Origin of the sequence: Streptomyces sp. NPDC026672 (genome assembly GCF_040638185.1) — a bacterium.
Classification (GTDB): domain Bacteria; phylum Actinomycetota; class Actinomycetes; order Streptomycetales; family Streptomycetaceae; genus Streptomyces.
The window spans coordinates 14,572-37,307 of the sequence record NZ_JBEZXS010000055.1 but is presented as its reverse complement, the minus strand read 5'-3'; the positions used below and the strand labels follow the sequence as shown (position 1 = coordinate 37,307).

The following is a 22,736-nucleotide window of genomic DNA, read 5'->3' as shown; positions in this document are numbered from 1 at the left end:
CTCGGTTCACAGGCCGTACGCCCGCAGCCAGAGCTCCAGTGTGAGCACCAGCCACAGCTTGCCGCCCTGCCGCGGCAGCAACGTGCCCTCACCGCGCATCCAGGTCCGTACGGTGTCGGGCCGGAACAGCCCCCGCTGCCGCGCGGCCCGCCCGAGCAGCAGATCACCGCCCAGTTCCCGCAGCGGCCCGCTCAGCCACTGCTGCACCGGCACCCGCATCCCGCTCTTGGGCCGGTCCACGACGGTGGCGGGCAGCAGGTCCCGTACGGCCTCCTTCAGCACCCATTTCTCGGCGGTGCCCCGGAGTTTCAGCGCGGGCGGGGTGGCGAAGGCGTGGTCCACCACCCTCCGGTCGAACAGCGGGGCGCGGCCCTGGAGCCCATGGGACGCGGTCAGCCGTTCGACCTTGGTGAGGATGTGGTGGGCGCCCTTGGTCCGCAGGTTGCAGTGGAGCAGCTGGTTGAGGAGGTGGGTCATCCGGTCGGGGCCCGTCAGATAGGGCTCGACGAAGCGCTGCGGGGCCGGCGCGGACTCCAGCGCGGACAGCGCGTCGGCGGTCAGCAGATCGGGCAGGTCGGTCCAGCACTTGCGGTAGGAGCGCAGATAGGCGGTGGCCCGGTCCTCGTACCAGGGCGCCCCGGCCGCTCCCGGGGCGCCGGCGTGCATCTCCTGCACCAGCATCGGGAGGTTCTTCGGGCCGCCGAACACCGGGTCTCCGCCCTCCCCGTTGAGCACGGTCCGCAGTCCGTCCCCGGCGACCGCCTCGGCGAGCATCAGGTTGGGCACCGTCAGCGGGTCGCCGACCGGGCTGTCGAGCAGGGCTGCCGTGTCGGCGAGCCGTGCGGCGACGGCCGCGCCGGAGACCGTCAGCACCCGGTGCCGGGTGTGGCAGTGGGTGGCGACGAGGCCCGAGTAGCCGAGTTCGTTGGGGAGTTCGTCGCCGAAGCTGATGGAGTAGGTGTGCACGGGGTGGCCGTGCAGCTTGGCGGCGAGCGCGGTGACGAGCGAGCTGTCGATCCCGCCCGACAGCAGTACCCCGACCGCCTCGGCCTCGGGCAGCCGCCGCGCGGTGGCCTCTTCGAGCAGCGCGCGCAGGGCGAGGACGTGGTCCTGACCCCCACCGGGCCCGTACGCGGGCGCGGGCGGTTCGTCGAGCCGTTCCCGGGGTTCCCAGTGGACGGTCTCGGTCACCGTGCCGTCGGCGGCCAGCCGCAGCACCCGGCCGGGCAGCACCTCCCGCACGCCCTCCAACAGGGTCTCGTCGCCCGGCAGATAGGCGAAGGTGAGGAAGGACCGTACGGCGGACAGGTTCATCCGGGTGGCGAGCGCGGGCCAGCGGCGCAGGGCGCGCAGCGAGGTGGCGGCCGCCCAGGCGCCGGCGGCACGGGCGTAGAAGAGGGTGCGGGCGCCGACGTGGTCGCGGATCAGCACGAGGTCGTCGCCGTCGAGGACGGCGAGCGCGAACATGCCCTCGGCCGCGGCGACGCCCCGGACGCCGAGCCGGGTCCAGCAGCGCAGCAGGAGTTCGCCGTCCTCGCAGCCGGGCGGGGCGGGGGCGCCGTCGGTGGCGAGGGCGGCGAGGAGTTCGGCGCGGTTGTGCAGGGTGACCTCGCCGACCGCACGTGCCCCGTACGCCTCGAACGGGCCCCGGGCGTGGCCGGGTTCGTCGTGCACGAGGCCGAGTCCGGGCGCCACGGCCGGGACTCCCATCGCGGCGAGATGCGTGTCGGACGGGCCGCCGGAGTGGTCGGTTCCCGCCGCGAGGCAGACGCAGAAGCGCGCCATCGGAATGTCCTTTCGTGGTGCCGCGTGCCCACGCGCGCACGAGTCCGCGCACACGTGTCCGTCCGGTGGCCGCCGGACCCGGCCTGCCCCGTCGAACCGGTCGAACCGGCCGGACCGCCGGTCCACCCGGTGAGCCGAACCGCCGGTCCGCCCGGTGGCCCGGACCGCCGAGTCGGACCGGCCGACCCGGCCGGCATGGTCCGCCCGGTGAGCATGGTCCGCCCGGTCAGCCGAAGTCGTCGTCGCTCCAGCCTCCGCCGTCGTCGCCCCAGTCCCCGCCGTCCCAGTCGTCGTCGCCTCCGTCGGCGCCCCCGTCGTAGCCGGCCTCGCCGCTTCCGGAGGCCGAGTTCTGGGCCTGCCGGCGCAGTTCGTCTTCCTCCTCGGGGGTGAGGGAGAGCGGCGGGAGCTGGGAGGCGGTGACGGCGAGTCCGGCGACGCCGATCGCCGCGAGGATCACGCCCATCCGGCCGCCGAACGAGGTCCGGTTGACCATGAGGGTCTCGCCGCGCTCCCAGAGGGTGCGGCCGTAGCCGATGTCACGGCCGTAGGTCACCGTGCCGTCGGTGAGCACGCGTTTGACGATCCTCCGGCCCAGCGGTTCGTCGGTGCCGGAGCCCCCTCGGTCGTCGCGCCAGTGCACACGCCCGTCCGGGCCGCGGCGGCGCCACTCCTGCCGGCCGTCCTCGTAGGTGCGGTGGACGCTGCCGTCGGCGAGCAGTTCGTCCGTGTAGCCGATTTCACGTGGGCGGATCATGCTCTTCGGTCCTCGGGTCCGGGGTGCTCGGGCAAGGGGGCCTCGGGTCGGCGGGGCGTGGACACACGGTCCTCGGGTCGCGGTCGGGTCATGCGTCGGGCCAGGTCAGGAACCCGGCGGTGCGCAGATCGCGCAGCTCGTCCCGGACGGAGTGGCGGACGGACCGGGGCCCGCGCGCGAGGCGCAGCACGGCGCGCAGGAGCCGCGCGGGCGGTACGGCGGCGACCTCGGCGAAGCGGCCCGCGGCGAGCCAGTCCACCTCGTCGGGCCGCAGCCCGTGCGGCAGCGGGCCGAGCGCGGGCGGCGGGCCGGGCCTGCGCCCCGACACCAGGTGCAGTGCCCGGGCGTGCCGGGGCACAAGGCCGAGCGAGGCGACGCGGACGGCCATCGGGCCCAACTGCGCGCGCACTCGGGCGGGCAAGGCGATCCCGGCGGGGCTCGCGTCGTGCAGGACGTGCACGGTGGCGCCCTCGGTCCGTTCCAGTGCGGCCGCCAACCGGGGGTCGAGCGGCAGGTCGTCCGGTGCGCTCAGCACGGGGCAGGCCGCTTCCAGGTGCACGTGGTTGGCCAGCAGCATCCGGGCGATGGAGCGGTCCTGGCAGATCAGCAGCCGGGGCAGCCCGTACGCGTACAGGTCGGGCTCCCGCGCCTCCCCACCGATCGTCGCAACGGCGACGCCCCCGGCGGCCCCCGCGACCTCGGCGGCTGCGGCAGCTTCACCGCCCTCGGCAGCCTCACCGGTCCCGGCAGCCTCGTCGGCGAGCATCCCCGCCGGTTCACGGCCGCGCAGCACCTCGGTGAACCGGGACAGCCGCAGCGGCGGGGCCGGGCTGTACGGGACGCGCCGCACCGGCGCGGGCCTCGGGCGCAGGACGCGGCAGGTCTCGTAGTAGAGCTGCCGTTCGGTGAAGCGCAGGTTCCCGGGGGAGGCCGCGCGTCGGGCGGCGAGGTCGACGGCCCGCTCCAGCAGCAGCCGGCGGGCCGTGTCCATGGGCGTCCGCACGTCAGTCACCGTCCTTCGCCGCCGACTCGGAGGGCCAGCTCATGAAGCCGACGGCGGCGGCCTCGCGCCGTTCCGGGTCCGCGTCGTGGGCCTGCCGTACGGCCCGTTCGACGGCGGCCTCCACGAGGGCCGGCGGCGCCGCGGCGACGGGGCTGTACCAGCCCTGGCGCAGCCACGCGGCTTCCCTCGGGGCGAGCCGGGTCGTGCGGCGCAGCCACTCCGGTTCGTTCTCCAGCATGCGCACGGGCAGGGTCTCGTGCAGGGTGACGGCGCGTCGGTTGCCGAGGACCGCGCACACCGGGAGCCCCGCGTCCACCACCACCCGCCGGGGCCGGACGGCCCGTGCGTCCTCGACGAGTTGCAGTCCGCGGGCGCCCGCGTCGTGGAGCACCACCACGGGTCCGGTGCCGGACAGGTCACCGAGTCCGGCGGCGAGCCTCAGGCCGAGACGGCGTGGGAACCCGTTGAGTGCCAGGAAGACGCGAACGGCACGGTCGGGGCAGAGGAGTTCGACCGTCTCCTCCGACGGGCCGCCGTCCAGGCCCCCCGCTTCCCCGGGGTGCTGCTCGTCGTCCACGATCCCGGGCGGCAGGCTTCCGTACACCTGCGTCCACCGCGTGCTCATCATCGACCGGAAGGTCGCCTGCGCGGGTGTCACGGAGGCGCCGGCGCTTCGTGCGGGCCGTCGTGGTTCGCCCTTGGAGACCGCGTACACCAGGAGGGCGACGATCGCGGCGGCCCACCAGATGAGACCGGCCGGCGGGACGTCCCGCAGCCGGAAGCCGAGTGCGACGAGCCCGGCGACGAGGACGACGGCCACCGTGCGTCCGATCCACTGCGGGCGTCCGCTCCGCGGGGTCGCGGGCCAGGTGCGGTTGGCGGTCCTGGCCAGGTACCGGAGCTGGGTGACGGTGACCTGCCGGCGCCCTCCGCCGGTGGCCTTGTCGGCGATGCGCAGGATCCGGGTGTCGTGCATGCCGCGGCCCTGCGTCCGGGGATCGAGGGCGTAGGGGCGTCCGCACCGCGAACACACGTTGCCCCGGCGTTCCTTGAGCAGCAGGGAGGCCCGGCAGTGGGGGCAGGTCATCCGTGCTCCTCGGGCCAGGTCAGGAATCCGACGGAGGCGGCCCGCCGGCGCTGCGGATCGTCCGCCGTGCCGGCTCTCTCGACGGCGCGGGAGACGACGGCCAGCAGTCTGGCGGGCGGTACGCCGACGAGCGGGAACCCCCATCCCGCGGCCAGCCACTTGAGCTGGTCGGGGCTCAACTCACCGTTCTTCTCCAGTGCCTTGATGACGTTCTCGCCCGGTGCCTCGCCGCGCACGGGTACGGCGCGCGCGAGCCCGTGCACGGCGCTCAGCGGCAGTCCGATGTCGACGACCGGGCGGCCGGGCTGTGCGGCGCGGACGTGCCGGGCCAGCGACAGGCCCTGGGCGTCGGCGTCGTGGAGCACCAGTACGGGGCCCCGGCCGGGTGCGGCGGAGACGGCGGCCACGTCGGGGGCGAGGGTGACCCCGTGGCGGGCGGGCAGTCCGGCGGCGTCGAGGAAGACGGCGACGGAGCGGTCGGGGCAGAGCAGGACGGGCCCGTCGGGCCGGACGGCCGGGTCCGGTGCGGCGGGCTCCGGGTAGCGGCTGTCGTCGAGCACCCCGGACGGCAGCGAGCCGTAGACGCTCCGCCACTCCGCCATCGGTCCGGTGCCGAAGTCGGCGCGGGGGAGCCGGGGCCGGCCCCGGCCCACGCCGCGTGCCTCCGCGACCACGAAGCCGAGCGCGCCGAGCAGCAGCAGGCCGCCGACGACGGCGATGGCGACGGTGCCCGAGCCGAGGCCGACGAGTCCCACGATGAAGCCGATGACGGCCAGGGTCCCGGCGCAGCCCATCTCGACCCGGGTGTCCCGCAGCGACCTGCGGGACAGGGCGTACCACAACTGGCCGGTGGTGCACGGCACCTGGCCGTCCTGGGTGAGGGCGCCGACGACCCGGCGGACCCGGAGGTCGCTGAGCCGGAGCGGGTTGGTCTTCGGGTCGAGGGCGTACCGGCGCCCGCACTTGCCGCAGACGTTGCCGGGGCGTTCCTTGCGCAGCAGGGACTGTTCGCAGTGCGGGCAGATCATCGCCTGCCCTCCAGTGCCTGCGCGAGCCGGCGCAGCCGGGCGGCCAGCCGTTCCCGCACGGTGGTGGTGCCCGGCCCCCGCAGCCGCTGCGCCCGTTCGATGTCCCGCAGGGCGGCGGCGAGCCGGAGGTAGTCGGTGACGGCGAGGGTGTCCGTGCGGACGCCGCCGGTGGTGGCGGGGTCCGCCGCGTCGGTGCCCCGGCGTTCGGCCTCGGGGGCGGTGACGGCGTAGTCCTCGTGGTCGATGCCGTAGCCGGTGTTGGCGGCCAGGATGGTCAGCGGGGTGGTGGCGCGGTTGGCGAAGGAGTGCGGCATCATCTGCGGAATCCGGATCAACTCGCCGGGTACCAGGGGGACTTCGACGACCGTGTCGCGCTCGCCGTCGTACAGTCCGCAGGCCGCGTGGCCGAGGCTGAGGACGAAGTGCTCGCCGCCGTGGGCGTGCGGGGTGAAGGCGCTGCGCGGGCCGACGATGCCTAGTTTGACGGTGGCGTTGGAGGGCCGCTCGGGAGACGTGGCGGCGTCCCCGACGAGGTAGTGCGCGAACTGTCCGTCGTCGATGAACCGGAGCAGGTCCCGCTCGGGTCCGAGGTCCCGGGCGCCGTCGCGGTCGGCGAGGCCCACGGATCCGTCCGCCCGTATCCGGTACAGCCGCACACCGCGCGGCAGTCGCTCCGTCCTGCGGCGGCGGTCCGCCGCGTCCGATGCCTCCGGCTCCCCCGCGCCGGACGCGTCGTCACGTGTGCTGCCGAACAAGCGCGCCTCCCCCAAGTGCCGCTCATGTACGCGTTCGTATGGTAGGCCGCGGGTCCGGAACACGCCCGGGTCGCGCGGGGACCAACATACGGCCCGGGGACGAACGGTGGGTGAACGGACCCGGTTCGGCCGACGGTCGGGCCGAGGAGTTCCTCGCTGCGCTCCCACAGCCCCCGGGCGAGGTCCGCGTCGAGCGCCTGGGGGTTGGTGCGGCGGGCGGGCCTGCGCTTCTCGTAGTGGACGCCCGACTGCCAGTCCGTCCCTGGGCGTGTCGTGGCCGGCCGGACGAGCCGGTCCGCGCCCTGCTCGGGGGTCGCCATGACGAGTCCGCGCAGCCTGCTGTTGTAGATGTGCTTCCAGAAGGTGTCGCTCTCGGTGGCGAAGTTCGTCGCGACGAAGCCGGGGTGGAAGGCCGCGGTCGCGATGCCCCGATCCCGGTAGCGGCGGTGCAGCTCCCGGGTGAACAGGATGTTCGCCGACTTGCCGTTGCCGTAGGCGTGTTGGGCGGTGAAGTCGAGGTCGAGGTCGAGGTCGTCGAGGTCGAGGCCGCCGAACCGGCGCGCCCCGGTGCTCGCGGTCTGGATCACGGTGGCGCGGGCGTCGAGCAGCCGGTCCATGAGGAGCGCGGTCAGCAGGAAGGGCGCCAGACGGTTGACCTGGAAGGTCTTCTCGAAGCCGTCCGCCGTGCGGGCGCGGTCGCCGAAGACGCCGCCGGCGTTGTTCGCGAGCACGTCGATGCGCGGCAGGGAGGCGTCGAGGTCGGCCGCGAGTCTGCGGACGTCGTCGAGCCGGGCGAAGTCGGCGAGGTGGTGCTCGACACCGAGTTCACCGGCGAGGACGCGGGTCCGCTCGGGCGAGCGGCCCACGACGACCACCCGGTGGCCCTCGGAGTGCAGCCGGCGCGCGGCGGTCCGGGGCCGTGGATCAGTCCACGAGGGCCGCCCGGCCGAGGATCGTGTCGGTGTCGAGCCCCCTGGGCAGGGTGCCGTAGACCGCTCCCCCGCGTCCGTCGAGGCGGGTGGCGACGAACGCCTCGGCCACGGACGGGTCGCCGTGCCGCAGGAGTTGGGCGGCCTGGAGGAGCACGGCCGCGTCCTCGACGAGCGACCGCGCCCGGTATTCGAGGAAGTCGCCGTCGGCGAACTCCTTCACCAGGCGCGCGGCCCGGTCGTCGAAGCGGGCGTCGGCGCCCTTCGCGCGGTCCAGTTCGGCGAAGAAGGCGTCCACGGTCTCCGGTTCACGCCGCATCGCGCGCAGCGCGTCCAGCGCCGCCACGTTGCCGGAGCCCTCCCAGATCGACACGAGCGGTGCCTCGCGATAGAGCCGGGGCATGCCCGACTCCTCGATGTAGCCGTTGCCGCCGAGGCATTCCAGCGCCTCCGCGGTGTGGGCGGACCAGCGCTTGCACAGCCAGTACTTGGTCACGGCGAGCGCGAACCTGCGGAAGGCGGCCTCGTCCGTGTCACCGCGCGCGGCCCGGTCGACCGCCCCGGCCAGCCGCAGGGTGACGGCGGTGGCGGCCTCGGACTCCACGGCGAGGTCGGCGAGGACGTTGACCATGGCGGGCTTCCGGATCAGCGGGCCGCCGAACGCCGCGCGGTGGGTGGCGTGGTGGACGGCCTGCGCGGTGCCGGTCCGCATGCCGGCCGCCGCCCACAGGGAGCAGTCGAGGCGGGTCATGTTGACCATCTCGATGATGGTGCGCACCCCTCGCCCCTCCTCGCCGACGAGGTGCGCACAGGCGCCCTCGTACTCGATCTCCGCGGAGGCGTTGGACCGGTTGCCGAGCTTGTCCTTGAGGCGCTGGAGCAGGACCGCGTTGCGGGTGCCGTCGGGCAGGACGCGGGGGACGAGGAAGCAGGACAGGCCGCCCGGCGCCTGCGCCAGGGTGAGGAAGAAGTCGGACATCGGCGCCGAGGTGAACCACTTGTGGCCGGTGAGGCGGTAGGAGCCGTCCGCCCGGGGGGTGGCGGTGGTCGTGTTGGCGCGGACGTCCGAGCCGCCCTGCTTCTCGGTCATCGACATCCCGGCGATGAGCGCCGCCTTGGACTCGGGGGCGCGCAGCTCCGGGTCGTAGCCGGTGGTGGTGAGCAACGGCTCGTAGCGGGCGGAGAGTCCGGGCGCGGCCCGCAGCGCGGGGACGACGGCGTAGACCATGGCGACGGGGCAGAGGTGGCCGTAGTCCGACGTGCTCCAGGCCATCATCTTGGCGGCCCGTGCCACATGGGCGCCGGGCCTGTCCGACGCCCAGGCCGTGCCGCCGAGCCCTTCGGCGAGCGCGACGCGCATGAGGTCGTGGTACGAGCGGTCGTACTCGACCTCGTCGACACGGAAGCCGTAGCGGTCGTGCGTGCGCAGCACGGGCGGGTGCTCGTTCGCGATCCGGCTCCAGTCCTGGACCTGCTCGCTCCCGGCGAGCCGGCCCAGCTCGCGCACCTCCCCCTCGGCCCAGCTCGCGCCCTCGCGGTGCAGCCCCTCCAGCAGTGCCGGGAAGGTCGACAGGTCCCTCCCGAGCACGGGCGGGACCTGGTTGACGACCTCGTGGGTGACGGACATGGCGGGCCTCCTCACACCTTCACAGTCACTCCTGACTGCAACGGGAGAGTTTCACGGTCACTCATGACTGTCAACGGTGGGCCCCTGTGACGCCTGCGGCACGCGCGCCGTCGGGAACACCTGGAGGAACACGTCCAGGAGCTCGCGCGGACCGTCCAGTTCGACCAGACCGCACCGGGCGGCCTGCATCAGCGCGACGAAGGAGGGCAGGTCGTCCGCCTTGAAGGTGATCACGAGATCGGGCTCGTCCGGGGCCGGACCGGTCCCGGCGTCGAGCCGGCCGTCCCTGACCGCGGCGTGTACCACGATGTCGTCGGCGCGGATCTCCCAGGACGCGGTCAGCCCGACCGCCCGGCCGGCGTCGAAGACGGCCCGCAGGGCCACGACGAGCACCGAGGGCGTGACCACCTCACCCGGCCGGGGCTCGCCGAGCCGGGCGGTTCCCCAGCGCCCGAGGGCGTGGACGGCGGGTTCGAGTTCCCGGCCGGCGTCCGTCAGGGCATAGACGACACCGCGCTGCGGGGCGGGCGCGATGCGGCGCTCGGCGATGCCCGCCTCCTCCAGCTCCTTGAGCCGGGTGGAGAGCACATTGGTGGGGATGCCCGGCAGGCCGTCGAGCAGATCGCTGTAGCGCTGCGGCCGCACCGTGAGATCACGAATGATCAGCAGCGCCCACCGCTCGCCCACCAGTTCCAGTGCGCGTGCCAGACCGCAGTATTGCCCGAAGTTACGACGTTTCATGTAGCAACCATAGCCGACTTCCCATAGACCTATTTACTTCGAATCGACAATCAAGCTTGCAAAACTGAAGTATCGCTGCCTATCGTCGCCGCCATGAACAAACACAGCCAGGAGGCCGCCCCCGTCCGGGCGGCGGAGCGGGCCGACACGCGCGGTCCGCGGGCGGTCCTCGCGGTCCTGTCGCTCGCCGCGTTCATGGCGAGCCTGGACGTCTTCATCGTCAACGTCGCCTTCGACAGGATCGGCGAGAGCTTCGCCGGCTCGTCGATCGGCGACGTGAGCTGGGTGCTCAACGGGTACGCGATCTTCTACGCGGCGCTGCTCGTACCCCTGGGCCGGCTGGCGGACAAGGTCGGCCGCAAGCGGATGTTCCTGCTGGGCCTGGGGCTGTTCACCGCGGCGAGCGTCGCGTGCGCGGCGGCTCCCGGACTGTGGTGGCTGGTGGTGTTCCGGGTCCTCCAGGCCGCGGGCGCCGCCGCCCTGACGCCGACGTCGCTGGGGCTGCTGCTGGCGGCGGTGCCCGCGGAGAAGCGGATGCCCTACGTCCGGCTCTGGTCCGCCGTGGCGGGCGTCGCGGCGGCGGCCGGACCCGTGCTGGGCGGTCTGCTGGTCACCGCGAGCTGGCGCTGGGTGTTCCTGGTGAACCTGCCGGTCGGTGTCGTCGCGCTGGTCGCGGCCGCCCGGATCGTCCCCGACTCGCGCGACACGGCCGTCTCCGAGGTGCCGGACGTCCTGGGCTCCGGGCTGCTGACGGTGGGCATCGGCGCCCTCGCGCTGGCCCTCGTGAAGGGCGGCGACTGGGGTTGGGGCGACGCCGGCACGGTCGCCTCGTTCGTCGTCGCGGCCGTGCTCCTGGGGTGGTTCGTCCGGCGCGCCGAGCACCACCCGGTGCCGCTGGTCGAGCCCGACCTCTACCGGGTGCGCAGCTTCGCCGCGGCCAACGTCGCGATGATCACCTTCAGCATCGGCTTCGCCGGCTATCTGCTGATGGTGGTGCTCTGGATGCAGAACGTCTGGCACTGGGGGACGATCACGACCGGGCTCGCCGTCGCGCCCGGCCCCGCCATGGTCCCCGTCGTCACGGTGCTCGTCCAGCGCTTCGGCCGCCGGGTACGGCCCGGTGTGCTCACCGCGCTCGGCTGCGCCGCCTTCGCGGCCGGCAACGTCCTCACGCTCGTGGCCGTCGGCCCGCACGGTGCGGACTACGCGGGCGGGATGCTGCCGGGGCAGCTGGTCTCCGGTCTCGGCATCGGGCTGGCGCTGCCGACGCTGCTGTCCTCCGCGACCGCCGGGCTGCCGGCGCACCGTACGTCGACCGGCAGCGGTGTCATCAACATGACGCGGCAGATCGGCTTCGTGCTCGGCGTCGGTGTCGTCGTCGCGGTCCTCGGCACACCCGGCACGTACACCGCCGCGCACACGGCGTTCGTGCACGGCTGGTGGACCATGGCGGCCGTCGAACTGGTCGCCGCGGTCGCCTGTCTGGGCCTGCTCCCCCGCCGGGCACGGCCGGCCGGGGTGTGAGCCGGGGCCGGGCGCGGCAGCGGAGCGCGGCGGAGGGGCGCGCGGCTCACGACCGCGTGCCCGTCGCCCCGTACGGCGGGCGCCCCGGTCAAGTCCTACGGCGCCCTCGGCGCAAGTCCTACGGCACCCTCAGCGGACGAGGGTGGCCAGGACCTCGTTGAACGCCTCCGTGGAGCTCGGGTGGGTCCAGATCGAGTCCCGCAGCGTGCTCGCCGTCACCCCGCTGCGCATCGCCAGCGCCACGGTGTTCACCAGTTCCTGCGCGTCCACGCTGAGCAGCGCCGCCCCGAGGACGTGGTCGGTCTCGGCGTCGACGACGAACTTCATCATCCCGCGCGTGTCGTCGACGATGCCCGCGCGCGGCATGGCCATCATCGCGGCGACCGCCTTGGCGTACACCCGTACGGACCGGCCCGCGGCCCGTGCCTCCCGCTCGGTCAGCCCCACCCGGGCCAGCGGCGGCGTCATGAACAGCGTGAAGGGGACGGCCACCCGGTCCGCCGTGGAGCGCTTCCCGTCGCCCATCAGCTGGTCCTTGACGATCCGGTGGTCGTCGAGGGAGATGTACGTGAACTGGGGGCCGCCGTTGACGTCGCCCAGCGCGAAGATGTGCGGCCGGCTGGTGCGCAGGTACTGGTCCACCTCGATGGCACCGCGGTCGGTGGTGCGCACCCCCGCGGCCTCCAGCCGCAGCCCCCGGGTGCGCGGCGCGCGCCCGGCCGCGGCGAGCACCGCGTCGGCCTCGACGGTGCCCGGTGTGCCGTCGCCCGTCTCGTAGTGGACGACGGCCGCGCCGTTCTCGTCGGTGACCTTGAGGACGCGGGCACCGGTGACGAAGGTGATGCCGTCCTCCCGGAGGATCTCCTGCGCCGCGCGGGCCACGTCCTCGTCCTCGCGGGACAGGATGCGGTCGGACCGCTCCAGCACGGTGACCTCGACCCCGTACTGCCGCAGCAGCGCCGCGAACTCGATGCCCTGGTAGCCGCCGCCGATCACGGCCAGGCGGCGGGGCATGTCGGGCGAGCCGATCAGATCGGTACCGGTGACCAGGTGGCCGCTCTCGCGCAGGCCGGGGATGTCCGGCACCACCGTCTCGGCGCCGGTGTTGACGGCGATGGCGTCCGCGGTGATCTCCAGCCGGTCGGAGCCCGCCACGACCTCCACCCGCTTCTCGTCGAGGAAGGCCGCGGTGCCGGTCACGACGGTCACCGAGTCGAGGGAGTCGAGCATGTCGAAGTTCTTGTCGCGCATGTCGGAGGTCAGCGACGCCGTCCAGGCCACGGACGCGGCGTACCACGCCTCGGGATCCGCGCCCTCGGGCCGGGCGGACGCCCGGTGGATGAGCGCCTTGGTCGGTACGCAGCCGATGTTGATGCAGGTGCCGCCGTACATCAGGGCGGACTGCTCCACCATCACCACCCGCCGCCCCGCACGGCCCATGGCCGCCGCGAGCGTCTTGCCTCCCTTGCCGAAGCCGATGACCAGCAGATCCGCGTGCAACGTGTCCATGGAGCTAGACTCGGCCGAACCGCTCGATCCGACAAGACGACAAAGGATCAATTGTCGTCGAGATGGGCTCATGGACGCGATCAGCACCCTCATCCGCATGGCCCGCCTGGAAGCGACCGTCGACGTCCGCTGCCTCCTCACCGGCGCCCATGTCCTGGACAACCCGCCGCGCCCGCCCGGGGAGGTGCCGTTCCACGTCCTGCTGGACGGCCGCTGTGTCGCCGAGACCGACGACCGCACGGTCGAACTGCGCGCGGGCGACGTCCTCGTGCTCCCCCGCGGGGGACACCATCGTGTGCGCGTGGTCGGTGACGACCCTCCGGTGGCCGCCGAGCGGTACGAGGGCGTGTCGACCGCCGTGCTGCGCAGCGCCGGCCCGCCCGCCGTGGACCTCTTCTGCGGGCACTACGCGTACCGGCCGGGGGCCGGGGAGCTGCTGTTCGACGGACTGCCCGACATCGTGCACGCCTCCTTCGGCACCGGCGCGCGGTCGCCGCTGCGTCTGCTGGGTGAACTGATGCGCGGCGAGGCGGGTTTCGACGGCCCCGGCGCGGGCGCCCTGCTGGCCTCGCTCTGCGAGGCGCTGCTCGCGCTCGTCCTGCGGGGAGCGGGTCCTGGCCGCGGGGAGGACGTCCCGGGGCCGGTGCCGTGGACCGCCGTGCTGGACCCCGGTCTGCGGGCCGTGGTGAGCGCCGTGGTCCATGAACCGGACCGGCCCTGGACCATCACCGGCCTCGCCCGCGTCGCGGGGGTGTCCCGGGCCACGCTGATACGGCACTTCTCCGCGGCGACCGGGATGGGGGTCGCCGACTTCCTGACCAGGACCCGGATGACGGTCGCGGCCGATCTGCTCACCACGACGGCACGCAGCCTCGACGGCATCGCCACGAGCGTGGGTTACCGGTCGTCGTCCGCCTTCGGCCGGGCCTTCCGGACGGCCACGGGTGTCAGTCCGGCCCGCTTCCGGAGATCCGCGGCGCTGCGTGACCGCTGAGCGGCGCCCGCGGCCGTCCTCGTCGGCCGCCCGGCGGACCGCTCAGCCGCCCGGCAGGCTGAACGTCTCGAAGAACAGCCGCGCCGTGTCCGGTTCCCCGTCCACCACGAGGTCCCCGGCCGCCACCTCGCGGTCCACGGTGGTGCGGCCCCTGGCGAGTGAAGTGAAGGTGTCCGTACCGCACTTCAGGCGCAGGTCGGGCTTCATCGGGGCCGCGCCGACCCGTACCTGCACCTGTCCGCCGTCCCCGCGCAGCCAGAACTGCTCGTCGTCCACGTCGAGTTGGGTGAGCGTGTCGAAGCGCACCGCCTCGTCCGGCGCCGTCAGGCGCATCGCCACCAGTCGCCAGGCGACCCGGTCGGTGTACGTCGGCGGGGGTGCCTCCAGGCCGGCTCCCCACTCGGCGAGTCCCGTCAGGACCGGCAGCAACGCCTGCCCGCGGTCCGCGAGTTCGTAGGCTCCGGCGACACCCGTGCGGCCCGCTCCGGTGAGCATGGTGCGCCGTACCACCCGGTGCTTCTCCAGGTGTTTGAGCCGCGCCGCCAGGAGGCTCGTGCCCAGGCCCGGGAGGGCGTCGAGGATCTCGCCGTAGCGGCGTGGGCCGAGGGTGAGTTCCCGCAGGATCAGCAGGGTCCACCGCTCGCCCAGCACGTCGAGCGAGCGGGCGATGAAGCAGCGCTGTTCGTAGGACCGGGTCACGGGGTCCTCACCGCGTCGGTGCGGTCGGCCGGGCTCGCGGAGGTGTGTACGACGACCGCCGACGGCGTGGAATGGACGACGCCCCGCAGCGGGTCGTGGACGATCGCCTGCACCTGGACCCGGCGGGTGTACGCCTCGGCGCACTGCTCGGCCCGGCGTTCGCACTCGGCGTCGGCTCCCGCCCGGACGGCGGCGTAGGCCTGGTCGGAGCTGCTGATGCCGTCGACCACGTAGAACAGGCGCACGAAGCGTCCCTCGTCGCAGGTGAACCGGACTTCGACGAGCCACCTGATCACATCACTCATGAGGCTCCCCTCCCGAGGAGGGCGCTGGAGGGCACTTCTGTTTCAGACAGCCCACGCTACTCCTTTTCGAACCAGCCGCCACCCCTCGGGGAATCGGACGTGCCGAGGGCGGGTGACGCGTAGGCGACCGGACGGTTCTCCCGCACCCAGAGCGCATGGGCTTCGCTGCCGAGGGGCGGGGGCGCGAGTCCGTCCGTCCGCCAGAGGTCGCGGGGCGTCTCGTCGATGTGGAACTCGCAGTAGAGGCCGCGGTCGGTGGTGTGGGGGGCGAGGAGGCGTGCGAAGGACTCGCACATCCATGCGCGCCGGGCCGGGTCCCGGGGGTGCAGCGCGATGTGCTCGATCACGACGCGCACGGCGTTCTCCTCGGCCTTCCCTCCGACGTAGAAGGAGTCCTTCTCGATCTCGTGGAAGAGGGTCATGACGTAGAACTCGGGAAGTCCGACGACGCTGTAGTAGGCGGTGATGTCGGCGGCCAGTCTTTGTTTCTGCTGCGGGGTGTAGGTGTCGGGCGAGTGATGGACGTGCCAGAGCGGCATGGTTCTCCCTTGTCGTGCTGGTCGTGGGCGCGGCCGGCGGCCAGTCGCCGCAGGGACGTGATGTGGAGGGTGAAGAGGAGGGGGACGGCGGCCGTGGGGATCAGGGCGAGCGGGAGTTGGGTGATCGCCTGGGTGGAGGGGGTCACGTCGATGACCTGGTTGCCGATGAGGACGGCGAGGGTCAGCGCCGTGACGAGATCGGTCATGCCCAGCACGTTGAACCACACCGCGGTCCGCCGGCCGGTGCCCTTCGCGACGCGGCGTGCGACGAAGGGCGCCGCGATGCCGGTCGCGATGTCGCCCAGACCCGCGGGCACGGCGAACAGCGCCGGCAGGTGGCCGAGGGCCATCATGATCAGGAAGGCCGCCCCGACCACGCGGAGCGTGTGCGGCAGTTCGAGGCGGCTGAGCATCCCGGGGGCGGCGAGGGCTCGGGCCACCACGGGGACCTGGGTGGCGGCCGGCATGACGGTCAGCGCGGCGGCGAAGGCGATCGGCAGGACGGGCGGCCGGCCGGGTTGATTGAGGTACCCGCCGTTCGCGGCGACGACCCCGCTGGTCGTGAACCATCCGCCGAGCAGCACCGCGCAGGCCGCGCCGAGCCCCGCGGCACGCCGTCGGCCGCGACCCGACAGCCGCGCACCGCGGTACAGCACGAAGCCGGTCAGCCCCACCGCCCCGGCCATCGCGGCGAGGACGAACACCCACAGGTAGAGGGGCACGTCGTGGACCGTTCCCGTCACCGTCGCCTCCGGGTCTCCTGGTGGGTCATCGGACCGTGACCTCCCGGCCGTCGGTGGTGTCGGCCGGCTCGCCGGTGTCGACCGGACCGGGCCGCCCCGGGGGCTGGGCCGGCAGGAAGGCGGCGGCGAGCAGCGCGCCGGCGACCGCGACGAGTCCGGCGACGACGCACCCGAGGCTCAGGCCGTCGTGGAAGGCGCCGCTCGCGGCCTGGTGGACGGCGTCGGCCAGGGCCGGCCGGCCCTGGGCGGCGAGTCGGCGGGAGATCCCGAACGCCGCACCGACCGACTGGTGGGCGAGGTCCGTCAGCCCGGAGGGCAGCGCCGGGAGGGCGCCGTCGAGCCGGGAGTCGTACAGGGTGGCGTAGACGCTGCCGATGACCGCGACGCCGAGGGTTCCGCCGAGCAGGCGGGTGGAGTCGTTGACCGCCGACCCGACGCCGGCCTTGTCGGCCGCGACCGCCCCCATGATGGACTCGGTCGCGGGCGCGGAGGTCAGGCCCATGCCGAGGCCGTAGACGACCATCTGGACGGCGATGATCCGGTAGTCGAACGTCGGGCTGATGGTGGCGGCGACCCAGAAGTAGAAGGCCGCCTGGAGGGCGAGCCCCGTCGTGACGATCGCCTTGGTGCCGACCCGGACCGCCAGCCGTGTCCCGAGGGTCGAGCCCACGGCGACGGAGGTCGCGACCGGCAGCAGGTGGACGCCGGTGGACAGGGCGCTGTATCCGCGGATGAACTGGAAGTACTGCGTGATCAGGAAGATGAAGCCGAGCAGGGTGAAGAAGGCGATGGTGACCGCGGCGCTGGCGGCGCTGAAGCGCATGTCCTTGAAGAGCCGTACGTCGAGCATCGGTTCGGCCGCGCGGCGCTCGCCGACGACGAATGCGATCAGCAGGAGCGCGGACCCGGCGAACCCGGCGAGTGACGCCGCGGACGTCCAGCCGCGGTTCGGGGCCTCGATGACGGTGTAGACGAGGAGTCCCATGAAGCCGCCGGACAGCACGAGGCCCAGGTGGTCGAGGCGGTGCTGGACGAGGTTCCGTTCCCTGGGGACGAACAGGGCGACCAGGGCGATGACGGCCAGCGACACGGGGCCGAGGACGTAGAAGGCGCTCGCCCAGGTGTAGTGCTGGAGCAGGAAGCCGCCGACGATCGGCCCCAGCGCGATGGCGACGCCGGCCGTGGCACCCCACAGGCCGATGGACAGCGCCCGCTCCTTGCGGCTGGTGAAGGCGCCGGTGAGCAGCGCGAGGGTGCCGGGGAAGGTCATCGCGGCGCCCAGGCCCATCACGGCCCGGGCCGTGATCAGTTCCGCCGGGGAGTCGGCGTACCCACCGGCGAAGCTGGCCGCGCCGAACACCAGCAGACCGGCCATGAGCATGCCCTTGCGGCCGAAGCGGTCGGACAGGCTCCCCGAGGTGAGCAGCAGGGCGGCGAACACGAGGTTGTAGGCGTCCACGACCCATTGCAGTTCCGCGGTGGAGGTGCCGAGCTCGATCGAGAGGGTCGGCAGCGCCACGTTGACCAGCGTGGTGTCGAGGTTGATCACGAACGAGGCCGTGAGGAGGGCAACGAGCATGAGTGTTTTCGATGGCGCACGAGTCGGGCTTGTCATGGTGGAAGATTACACACAGCTGGTTGATTTTTTCTACCAACCGATTTAGCTCCACCACTCAGGTGCCGTACGCTGGGCACATGCGGAGTTATGGTCAGTACTGCTCGATCGCCCGGGCCCTCGATGTCGTGGGGGACCGCTGGACGCTGCTGATCGCCCGGGAGCTGCTGCTGCAGGGCCCGTGCCGGTTCACGGACCTCAGGAACGGGCTGCCGGGCATCGCGGGGAACCTGCTGTCGGCCCGCCTCAAGGAGCTCGAGGCCGCCGGTCTGATCACCCGCGAGGACGCGCCGCCGCCGATCGCCACCGTCCTGTACGCGCTGAGCGAGAGCGGTCGGGAACTGGAACCGGTGCTGAAGGCGCTCGGGTTGTGGGGGCTGCGGTTCATGGTCGACGAACGGCCGGACGACGCGTTCCAGGCACAGTGGCTGGCCTACGCCCCGCCATGGTTCACCATCGATGCCGATCCGGACGCCCCGCCGGCGGTCATCCAGCTCGTCGCCGCGGGCGAAGCGGCCGTCGTGGAGCTGCGGGACGGCGAGGTCCACACCCGCCTCGGCCGCGCCACCGACCCGGACCTCACCCTGGAGGGACCTCCCCGCGCGGTCCTCGGACTGCTCGGCGGCCTGATCGACCTGGGGATCGCCACCCGGCTGGGCCTCTCGGCCACGGGCCGACGCGACCTGCTCACCCGCCTGCGCCCGACCACCGGGTACCGGACCCGCACGCAGACCGGGACGGACCAGTAGCCGGGACATGACGACGGGCCGGCGCCATCAGCACCGGCCACGTCGCGCAACCACCGACGGCGAGGAACCCGATTCGGCGGTCGCCCCGCTTCCCGGACAACGCACCCGGAGCCCGCGCTGGACGGGCTCCGGGACTCTCTACGGCCAAGGCGCCGTACGACTAAGGCGCCGTACGACTAAGCGGCGGGGTTCCTCGGCGCGGGGGCGGGTGTGGTCTTCGGGGCCGCGTCGTAGAGGGCGATCGCCGCGTCGCGGGCTGCGGTGGCTCCCGAGGGGTCGTGGTCCATCCGGCCCGCGAGCACGGCGCCGTCGTACAGCATGTGCAGCTGGTGGGCCAGGTTCTCGGGGTCGGCCACGCCCGCCTCCGCGGCCAGCTCGGTGAGGAAGCCGCGCATCCAGCCGCGGTGGTGGTCGGAGGCCGCCTGGACCACTCCGCCGGGAAGGGACTCGGCGCTGGCGGCCACGAAGGCACAGCCGTTGAAGCCGGGGCTGGTGACCCGCTCCCCCACCTCGTCGAACACACCGATCAACCGCTCCCGGGGGGTACGGAACCGGGTCATCGTCCGCTCGACGCGCTCCCGGACGAGCTGGTGCCGGCCGTCGAGGTAGGCACTGACGAGTCCGTCCTTGTTGCCGAAGGTGCTGTAGAGGGACGCCTTGGCGACATCCGCCCGTTCGATGATCCGGTCGATGCCGACGGTGTGCACGCCCTCGGCGTAGAAGAGCTCGCTCGCGGCGGTGAGCAGCCGCTCCCGTGCGGACGGCCTGGCAGGGCGGGTGGAACGGGTTGTCTTGGCGTTCTTCGTCGGCATGGCACTCATCCCCAGCATCTGCTCAGACAGGTCTGACTAGTCTAGGTCGCCGCGCCGCCGCTCGGCCGCGGCGGCGACCGGGGCGTGCGAGGCCCGCCCGGCTTCGGCGGTGCCACGGCCCGCGCCCGCGCTCCGGTCCTGTCGCCCGGAGGAGCCCTCGATCACGACCCGCGGGCCGGCCGGCTGGAGCCGGCCACCGCCGAGCAGCAGTCCGGCGAGGGCGAGCAGGGCCAGCACGATGACGGCGACGCCGTACTCCCGCGCCGTGGTGACGAGACCGCCGCCATGGACGACCAGCACACCGCCGATGACCGCCGGGATGCCCATGCCGAGGTAGGTCACCACATAGAGCAGCGACAGCACACCGCCCCGTTCATGTGCCTCGACCACGGGTACGACCAGCCGGATGCCGACCTGGAAGCCGGCTCCGAAGCCGATGCCCGCCAGGGCGGTGCCCACGAAGAACCCGCTCACCGACGCCGCACCGCCCCCGCCGTCGCCGACGGACACCAGGACGACGGCGACCCCGACCACCAGGGCGGGGACACCGACCAGCATCACCGTGCGGGCCGGGGCCTTGCGCAGCAGCAGTACGGCGATCGCCCCGGCTCCCGCGAGGGTGGTCAGACCCAGCCCGCCGTACACCGCGTCGTGGGAACCGACCAGGACGCCGGTGAGCGCCGGGGCGAGGGCGCCGTAGAAGCCGGCCAGTGCCCACACCGCGAAGATCACGGGCGCCACGACGGCGAACGGTCCGCGCGCGGGGCGCGGCAGCTTGACGTCCGGCCTCAGACTGGCGAGGGCGCCGGGCTTGCGGGTGACCGTCTCGGGCATCCGGGTCAGCGCCAGGCCCTGGAGGACGAAGACACAGATCAGCACCACATAGATCAGGTGTGTCGGCCAGGACAGGTACTGCACGGCCAGGCCGGACATCAGGGCGCCCAACGATGTACCGAGGACGGGCGCGAACGAGTTGGCGAGCGCGCCGCGCGTCCGGTCGAGGTCCAGCATGCCGGCGCCGATCGCACCGACGGCGGACCCGGTGGCGACGCCCTGGACGATCCGGGCGGTGAGCAGGGCACCCACGCTGCCCGCGGAGGTGAAGACCACCATCGCGACGATCTGCAGGGCCAGTGCGGCGAAGAGCATGGGGCGGCGGCCTATGTGGTCGGAGACCCTGCCGACGATCAGCAGCGACACGAGGACGGCGATGGCGTACGCGGCGAAGACGACCGTGGTGGTGATCGGGGAGAAACCCCATTCCCGCTGGTAGACCGCGTACAGCGGGGTCGGCGCGGTGGACGCGGAGAGGAACGCCAGGACGATGGAGACCAGTAGGGCGAAGGAGGCCGTGGGGCCGAGACGGAGACGGTGGGGCATGGGTGGCTCCTGATCACGGGGAACGGGATGGAGGGCGCGAGGATCGGAGCAGAGGCTATACAGACCAGTCTGTCTAGGTCAAACATGACTGCATTTCAACAGTGCACATGACTTTCAGCACCTGAACAGACCTGTCTGTTTCTGCGCATACGACGGCCGGGGTCCCCACTCTCGAAGGGGACCCCGGCCGCGAAAGGCACGAGAAGGCGCGATAAGGCGCGAAGAGGAAGGATCAGCGGGCGATCACGTCGAACTCGTTGCCCTCCGGGTCCGCGAACGTGGCGTAGTGGATGCCCGCGTCGACCTCGTTGAGCTTCTTGGCGCCCAGATCGACCAGCCGGGCCACGTCGGCGTCGAAGTCCCCGGTGACGAAGTCGAAGTGCATGCGGTTCTTGACCGTCTTGTCCTCCGGCACCTGGCGGAAGCCGATGCTGGATCCCGGGACGGCCGGGTCGGGGGCGACGGTCGCACTGGCCGCGTCCGCACCGTCGAGGACGCTCCGGCCGAGCACCTCGGCCCAGAAGGTCGCGACGGTCTCGGCATCACGAGCGTCGAAGGTGACAGCAAACGGGGAGAGGGACATAGCGCTCCACTTTCTGTGTTTTCCACGGCGAGACCCGCCCAGGGAGCACTGGTGCCGACCGGCCCGGTCCGCCGAACCGGCACGGTCACCCGCTCCGGCGGGTCATGGAGACGACCGTAAACAGAGAGCTTCATTTTTGCAAGTGAAGTTGTGCATGCAGCGAGCGCATCGGAACGGCAAGCGGTCTGACCTTGTTCTTTATCTTCTGGCGCTCCTGAAGTGGTGGGGGCAGAGTGGGCGGCATGACAGACAGTTCCGGTTCGGCCCCCGTGGGCGTCGATGACCGTCAGGCTATGGAGCACATCCTCCGTCGCCCCTTGAGCCAGACGTGGCCGGCGGGTGCGCCGGCGCCGGGGAGCCGCGTCACGGTCGTCCGCGACCAGGACTGGGACGGTCCTTGGCAGGTCGAGTTTGCCGGAACGATCGATGCCATGGGTGCGCCCGAACCCAACGAGCATGCCCAGGCGCTCGATGGAGAGTTGCTGTACTGGGTCGCCTTCGACACGCCGCAGTACGACAGCAGCGGGGGTGGCCCCTATCGCAAGGCCCAGATCTGGGGTCGTTATCTACGCCCGTATGAGCGGGCGCCGGACCAGGTCATGTGAGGCAGGCCGTCAGGGGCGTTGTTCAGGCCGGGCGGTCGGTGGTGGATGCGTGGGGTTCTTGGGGTTCGACGCCGGCGAGGCGTTTGCGCAGGGCGGTCACCACGTGGTGGTAGCTGTCGCTGCCGAGGATCACCCTCAGGGGTGCCGGGTGGGTCCCGGCCGTGGTGATGATGGCGGCGGCGACCAGTTCCGGGTCCCCGGGCGACGGTGCGGAGTCGTCGGTGAGTCCGCGTACGGCTGCGGCCGGCGTGGTGTCGTAGGCCGCGAGCGGCGAGGCGAAGACCGCGCCGCGGCGGAAGCCGGTGCGGGTACCGCCCGGTTCGACGATGGTGACTCCGATGCCGAAGGGCGCGACCTCGTTGGCGAGGGCCTCCATGAAGCCCTCGATGCCGAACTTGCCCGCGCTGTAGAGCGAGCCGCCCGGGTACGCGGCCTGGCCGCCGTACGTGGAGACCTGGACGATCCTGCCTCCGCCGCGGGCCCGCAGATGCGGCAGGGCCGCGCGGGCGACACGGATGGAGCCGGTGAGGTTGGTGGCGATCTGGTGCTCGATCTGGGCGTCGGTGGCTTCCTCGGCGGCGCCGAACAGGCCGTATCCGGCGTTGTTCACGACCACGTCGAGCCCGCCGAGCTCCGCCGCCGCCCGGTCGACGACGCGCTGGATCGCGGCGGGGTCGGTGACGTCGAGCAGGTCGCCGTGGAACAGGTCGGGGTGTTCGGCCCGTAGCTCGTCCAGCACTCGGGGGTCGCGGGCGGTGCCGACGACGCGGGTGCCGCGGGCGAGCAGTTGGCGGGCCATCTCCCGGCCGAGCCCGCTGCTCACTCCGGTGATGAGCCAGACCTTGTCGGTGTCGGCGCCGTCGGCCGTCCCGGCCGTGGCGGCGGTGTGTGTGGTGTCGCTGTCCATGGTGTGCTCTTTCCTGGTTGTGCTGCACACAGCGGTCGGTGGTGAGGGCGGCGGTGCCGGGGA

Annotated in this window: 22 protein-coding genes and 1 pseudogene; 4 read left to right on the top strand and 19 right to left on the bottom strand. The window is 72.8% G+C overall.

Annotated elements, in window-relative coordinates:
* Nucleotides 1-6 precede the first annotated feature (6 nt).
* From AB0F77_RS38115 to AB0F77_RS38075, 9 genes and pseudogenes are all read right to left on the bottom strand, one after another.
* Nucleotides 7-1,785: an asparagine synthase C-terminal domain-containing protein gene (locus AB0F77_RS38115; RefSeq protein ID WP_361957807.1), complete on the bottom strand. Its 1,779-nt coding sequence runs from the start codon at nt 1,783-1,785 to the stop codon at nt 7-9.
* 226 nt (nt 1,786-2,011) lie between these two features.
* Nucleotides 2,012-2,539: a hypothetical protein gene (locus tag AB0F77_RS38110; RefSeq protein WP_361957804.1), complete on the bottom strand. Its 528-nt coding sequence runs from the start codon at nt 2,537-2,539 to the stop codon at nt 2,012-2,014.
* A gap of 88 nt (nt 2,540-2,627) precedes the next feature.
* Nucleotides 2,628-3,542, bottom strand: coding sequence for a hypothetical protein (locus AB0F77_RS38105; protein WP_361957801.1), 915 nt, complete (start codon nt 3,540-3,542; stop codon nt 2,628-2,630).
* Between the two features lies 1 nt (nt 3,543).
* The gene (locus AB0F77_RS38100) at nt 3,544-4,629 is read right to left on the bottom strand and encodes a hypothetical protein (protein ID WP_361957798.1); all 1,086 of its coding nucleotides are present in this window, start codon (nt 4,627-4,629) and stop codon (nt 3,544-3,546) included.
* Nucleotides 4,626-5,657, bottom strand: coding sequence for a hypothetical protein (locus tag AB0F77_RS38095; protein WP_361957795.1), 1,032 nt, complete (start codon nt 5,655-5,657; stop codon nt 4,626-4,628). The genes AB0F77_RS38100 and AB0F77_RS38095 overlap by 4 nt, the downstream gene beginning before the upstream one ends.
* Nucleotides 5,654-6,229 carry a cupin domain-containing protein gene (locus AB0F77_RS38090; protein WP_361957840.1) on the bottom strand — a complete coding sequence of 192 codons (576 nt, stop codon included), beginning with the start codon at nt 6,227-6,229 and terminating at the stop codon, nt 5,654-5,656. The genes AB0F77_RS38095 and AB0F77_RS38090 overlap by 4 nt, the downstream gene beginning before the upstream one ends.
* Nucleotides 6,133-7,311 (bottom strand): annotated as a pseudogene (locus AB0F77_RS38085) (SDR family NAD(P)-dependent oxidoreductase); the annotation flags it as partial. The gene AB0F77_RS38090 and the pseudogene AB0F77_RS38085, both read right to left, overlap by 97 nt.
* A gap of 25 nt (nt 7,312-7,336) precedes the next feature.
* Nucleotides 7,337-8,968 (bottom strand): acyl-CoA dehydrogenase family protein, encoded by a 1,632-nt coding sequence (locus tag AB0F77_RS38080; RefSeq protein WP_361957792.1) that lies wholly within the window; start codon nt 8,966-8,968, stop codon nt 7,337-7,339.
* A 57-nt stretch (nt 8,969-9,025) separates the two neighbouring features.
* On the bottom strand, nt 9,026-9,709 hold the full coding sequence (locus AB0F77_RS38075; RefSeq protein WP_361957789.1) for a helix-turn-helix domain-containing protein: 684 nt from the start codon (nt 9,707-9,709) through the stop codon (nt 9,026-9,028).
* Between the two features lie 93 nt (nt 9,710-9,802).
* Between AB0F77_RS38075 and AB0F77_RS38070 the strand changes: the two genes are divergently transcribed.
* Nucleotides 9,803-11,233: an MFS transporter gene (locus tag AB0F77_RS38070; RefSeq protein WP_361957786.1), complete on the top strand. Its 1,431-nt coding sequence runs from the start codon at nt 9,803-9,805 to the stop codon at nt 11,231-11,233.
* A 129-nt stretch (nt 11,234-11,362) separates the two neighbouring features.
* Here the strand turns inward: AB0F77_RS38070 and AB0F77_RS38065 are convergent, their stop codons facing one another.
* The gene (locus AB0F77_RS38065) at nt 11,363-12,742 is read right to left on the bottom strand and encodes an FAD-dependent oxidoreductase (protein WP_361957783.1); all 1,380 of its coding nucleotides are present in this window, start codon (nt 12,740-12,742) and stop codon (nt 11,363-11,365) included.
* Nucleotides 12,743-12,812: 70 nt separating this feature from the next.
* On the opposite strand from AB0F77_RS38065, the gene AB0F77_RS38060 reads away from it, so the two are divergent.
* Nucleotides 12,813-13,736 carry an AraC family transcriptional regulator gene (locus AB0F77_RS38060; RefSeq protein ID WP_361957780.1) on the top strand — a complete coding sequence of 308 codons (924 nt, stop codon included), beginning with the start codon at nt 12,813-12,815 and terminating at the stop codon, nt 13,734-13,736.
* Nucleotides 13,737-13,778: 42 nt separating this feature from the next.
* Here AB0F77_RS38060 and AB0F77_RS38055 read toward each other — a convergent pair whose 3' ends face one another.
* From AB0F77_RS38055 to AB0F77_RS38035, 5 genes are read right to left on the bottom strand one after another with little or no spacing between them, the layout of a single operon-like run.
* The gene (locus tag AB0F77_RS38055; protein WP_361957777.1) at nt 13,779-14,435 is read right to left on the bottom strand and encodes a helix-turn-helix domain-containing protein; all 657 of its coding nucleotides are present in this window, start codon (nt 14,433-14,435) and stop codon (nt 13,779-13,781) included.
* Complete coding sequence (locus AB0F77_RS38050) at nt 14,432-14,740, bottom strand: hypothetical protein (RefSeq protein ID WP_361957774.1); 309 nt, start codon at nt 14,738-14,740, stop codon at nt 14,432-14,434. Before AB0F77_RS38050 ends, AB0F77_RS38055 begins: the two co-directional genes overlap by 4 nt.
* Nucleotides 14,741-14,796: 56 nt before the next feature.
* Entirely contained in the window at nt 14,797-15,219 is a 423-nt protein-coding gene (locus tag AB0F77_RS38045; RefSeq protein WP_361957837.1) for a tautomerase family protein, read from the bottom strand.
* Complete coding sequence (locus AB0F77_RS38040) at nt 15,159-16,022, bottom strand: hypothetical protein (RefSeq protein WP_361957771.1); 864 nt, start codon at nt 16,020-16,022, stop codon at nt 15,159-15,161. The genes AB0F77_RS38045 and AB0F77_RS38040 overlap by 61 nt, the downstream gene beginning before the upstream one ends.
* 25 nt (nt 16,023-16,047) lie before the next feature.
* Nucleotides 16,048-17,601, bottom strand: a complete 1,554-nt coding sequence (locus AB0F77_RS38035; protein WP_361957768.1) for a DHA2 family efflux MFS transporter permease subunit — start codon at nt 17,599-17,601, stop codon at nt 16,048-16,050.
* A 116-nt stretch (nt 17,602-17,717) separates the two neighbouring features.
* Between AB0F77_RS38035 and AB0F77_RS38030 the strand changes: the two genes are divergently transcribed.
* On the top strand, nt 17,718-18,386 hold the full coding sequence (locus AB0F77_RS38030; protein ID WP_361957765.1) for a helix-turn-helix domain-containing protein: 669 nt from the start codon (nt 17,718-17,720) through the stop codon (nt 18,384-18,386).
* Between the two features lie 176 nt (nt 18,387-18,562).
* Here the strand turns inward: AB0F77_RS38030 and AB0F77_RS38025 are convergent, their stop codons facing one another.
* The 3 genes from AB0F77_RS38025 to AB0F77_RS38015 all read right to left on the bottom strand — a co-directional run bounded on the left by AB0F77_RS38025 (nt 18,563) and on the right by AB0F77_RS38015 (nt 21,161).
* Entirely contained in the window at nt 18,563-19,198 is a 636-nt protein-coding gene (locus tag AB0F77_RS38025; RefSeq protein WP_361957762.1) for a TetR/AcrR family transcriptional regulator, read from the bottom strand.
* A gap of 36 nt (nt 19,199-19,234) precedes the next feature.
* On the bottom strand, nt 19,235-20,578 hold the full coding sequence (locus tag AB0F77_RS38020) for an MFS transporter (protein WP_361957759.1): 1,344 nt from the start codon (nt 20,576-20,578) through the stop codon (nt 19,235-19,237).
* A gap of 232 nt (nt 20,579-20,810) precedes the next feature.
* A complete protein-coding gene (locus AB0F77_RS38015; RefSeq protein WP_361957756.1) occupies nt 20,811-21,161 on the bottom strand; it encodes a VOC family protein in 351 nt (116 codons plus the stop codon).
* 242 nt (nt 21,162-21,403) lie between these two features.
* Between AB0F77_RS38015 and AB0F77_RS38010 the strand changes: the two genes are divergently transcribed.
* Complete coding sequence (locus AB0F77_RS38010; RefSeq protein ID WP_361957753.1) at nt 21,404-21,766, top strand: ferrous iron transport protein A; 363 nt, start codon at nt 21,404-21,406, stop codon at nt 21,764-21,766.
* A gap of 22 nt (nt 21,767-21,788) precedes the next feature.
* Here the strand turns inward: AB0F77_RS38010 and AB0F77_RS38005 are convergent, their stop codons facing one another.
* Entirely contained in the window at nt 21,789-22,673 is an 885-nt protein-coding gene (locus AB0F77_RS38005; protein ID WP_361957750.1) for an SDR family oxidoreductase, read from the bottom strand.
* Nucleotides 22,674-22,736: the final 63 nt, after the last annotated feature.

Bases quoted from the DNA above. Each gene is read 5' to 3' on its own strand.
- AB0F77_RS38115 (WP_361957807.1), bottom strand. From the start codon at position 1,785: ATGGCGCGCTTCTGCGTCTGCCTCGCGGCGGGAACCGACCACTCCGGC.
- AB0F77_RS38110 (WP_361957804.1), bottom strand. From the start codon at position 2,539: ATGATCCGCCCACGTGAAATCGGCTACACGGACGAACTGCTCGCCGAC.
- AB0F77_RS38100 (WP_361957798.1), bottom strand. From the start codon at position 4,629: ATGACCTGCCCCCACTGCCGGGCCTCCCTGCTGCTCAAGGAACGCCGG.
- AB0F77_RS38095 (WP_361957795.1), bottom strand. From the start codon at position 5,657: ATGATCTGCCCGCACTGCGAACAGTCCCTGCTGCGCAAGGAACGCCCC.
- AB0F77_RS38080 (WP_361957792.1), bottom strand. From the start codon at position 8,968: ATGTCCGTCACCCACGAGGTCGTCAACCAGGTCCCGCCCGTGCTCGGG.
- AB0F77_RS38075 (WP_361957789.1), bottom strand. From the start codon at position 9,709: ATGAAACGTCGTAACTTCGGGCAATACTGCGGTCTGGCACGCGCACTG.
- AB0F77_RS38070 (WP_361957786.1), top strand. From the start codon at position 9,803: ATGAACAAACACAGCCAGGAGGCCGCCCCCGTCCGGGCGGCGGAGCGG.
- AB0F77_RS38065 (WP_361957783.1), bottom strand. From the start codon at position 12,742: ATGGACACGTTGCACGCGGATCTGCTGGTCATCGGCTTCGGCAAGGGA.
- AB0F77_RS38060 (WP_361957780.1), top strand. From the start codon at position 12,813: ATGGACGCGATCAGCACCCTCATCCGCATGGCCCGCCTGGAAGCGACC.
- AB0F77_RS38050 (WP_361957774.1), bottom strand. From the start codon at position 14,740: ATGAGTGATGTGATCAGGTGGCTCGTCGAAGTCCGGTTCACCTGCGAC.
- AB0F77_RS38035 (WP_361957768.1), bottom strand. From the start codon at position 17,601: ATGCTCGTTGCCCTCCTCACGGCCTCGTTCGTGATCAACCTCGACACC.
- AB0F77_RS38030 (WP_361957765.1), top strand. From the start codon at position 17,718: ATGCGGAGTTATGGTCAGTACTGCTCGATCGCCCGGGCCCTCGATGTC.
- AB0F77_RS38025 (WP_361957762.1), bottom strand. From the start codon at position 19,198: ATGCCGACGAAGAACGCCAAGACAACCCGTTCCACCCGCCCTGCCAGG.
- AB0F77_RS38020 (WP_361957759.1), bottom strand. From the start codon at position 20,578: ATGCCCCACCGTCTCCGTCTCGGCCCCACGGCCTCCTTCGCCCTACTG.
- AB0F77_RS38015 (WP_361957756.1), bottom strand. From the start codon at position 21,161: ATGTCCCTCTCCCCGTTTGCTGTCACCTTCGACGCTCGTGATGCCGAG.
- AB0F77_RS38010 (WP_361957753.1), top strand. From the start codon at position 21,404: ATGACAGACAGTTCCGGTTCGGCCCCCGTGGGCGTCGATGACCGTCAG.
- AB0F77_RS38005 (WP_361957750.1), bottom strand. From the start codon at position 22,673: ATGGACAGCGACACCACACACACCGCCGCCACGGCCGGGACGGCCGAC.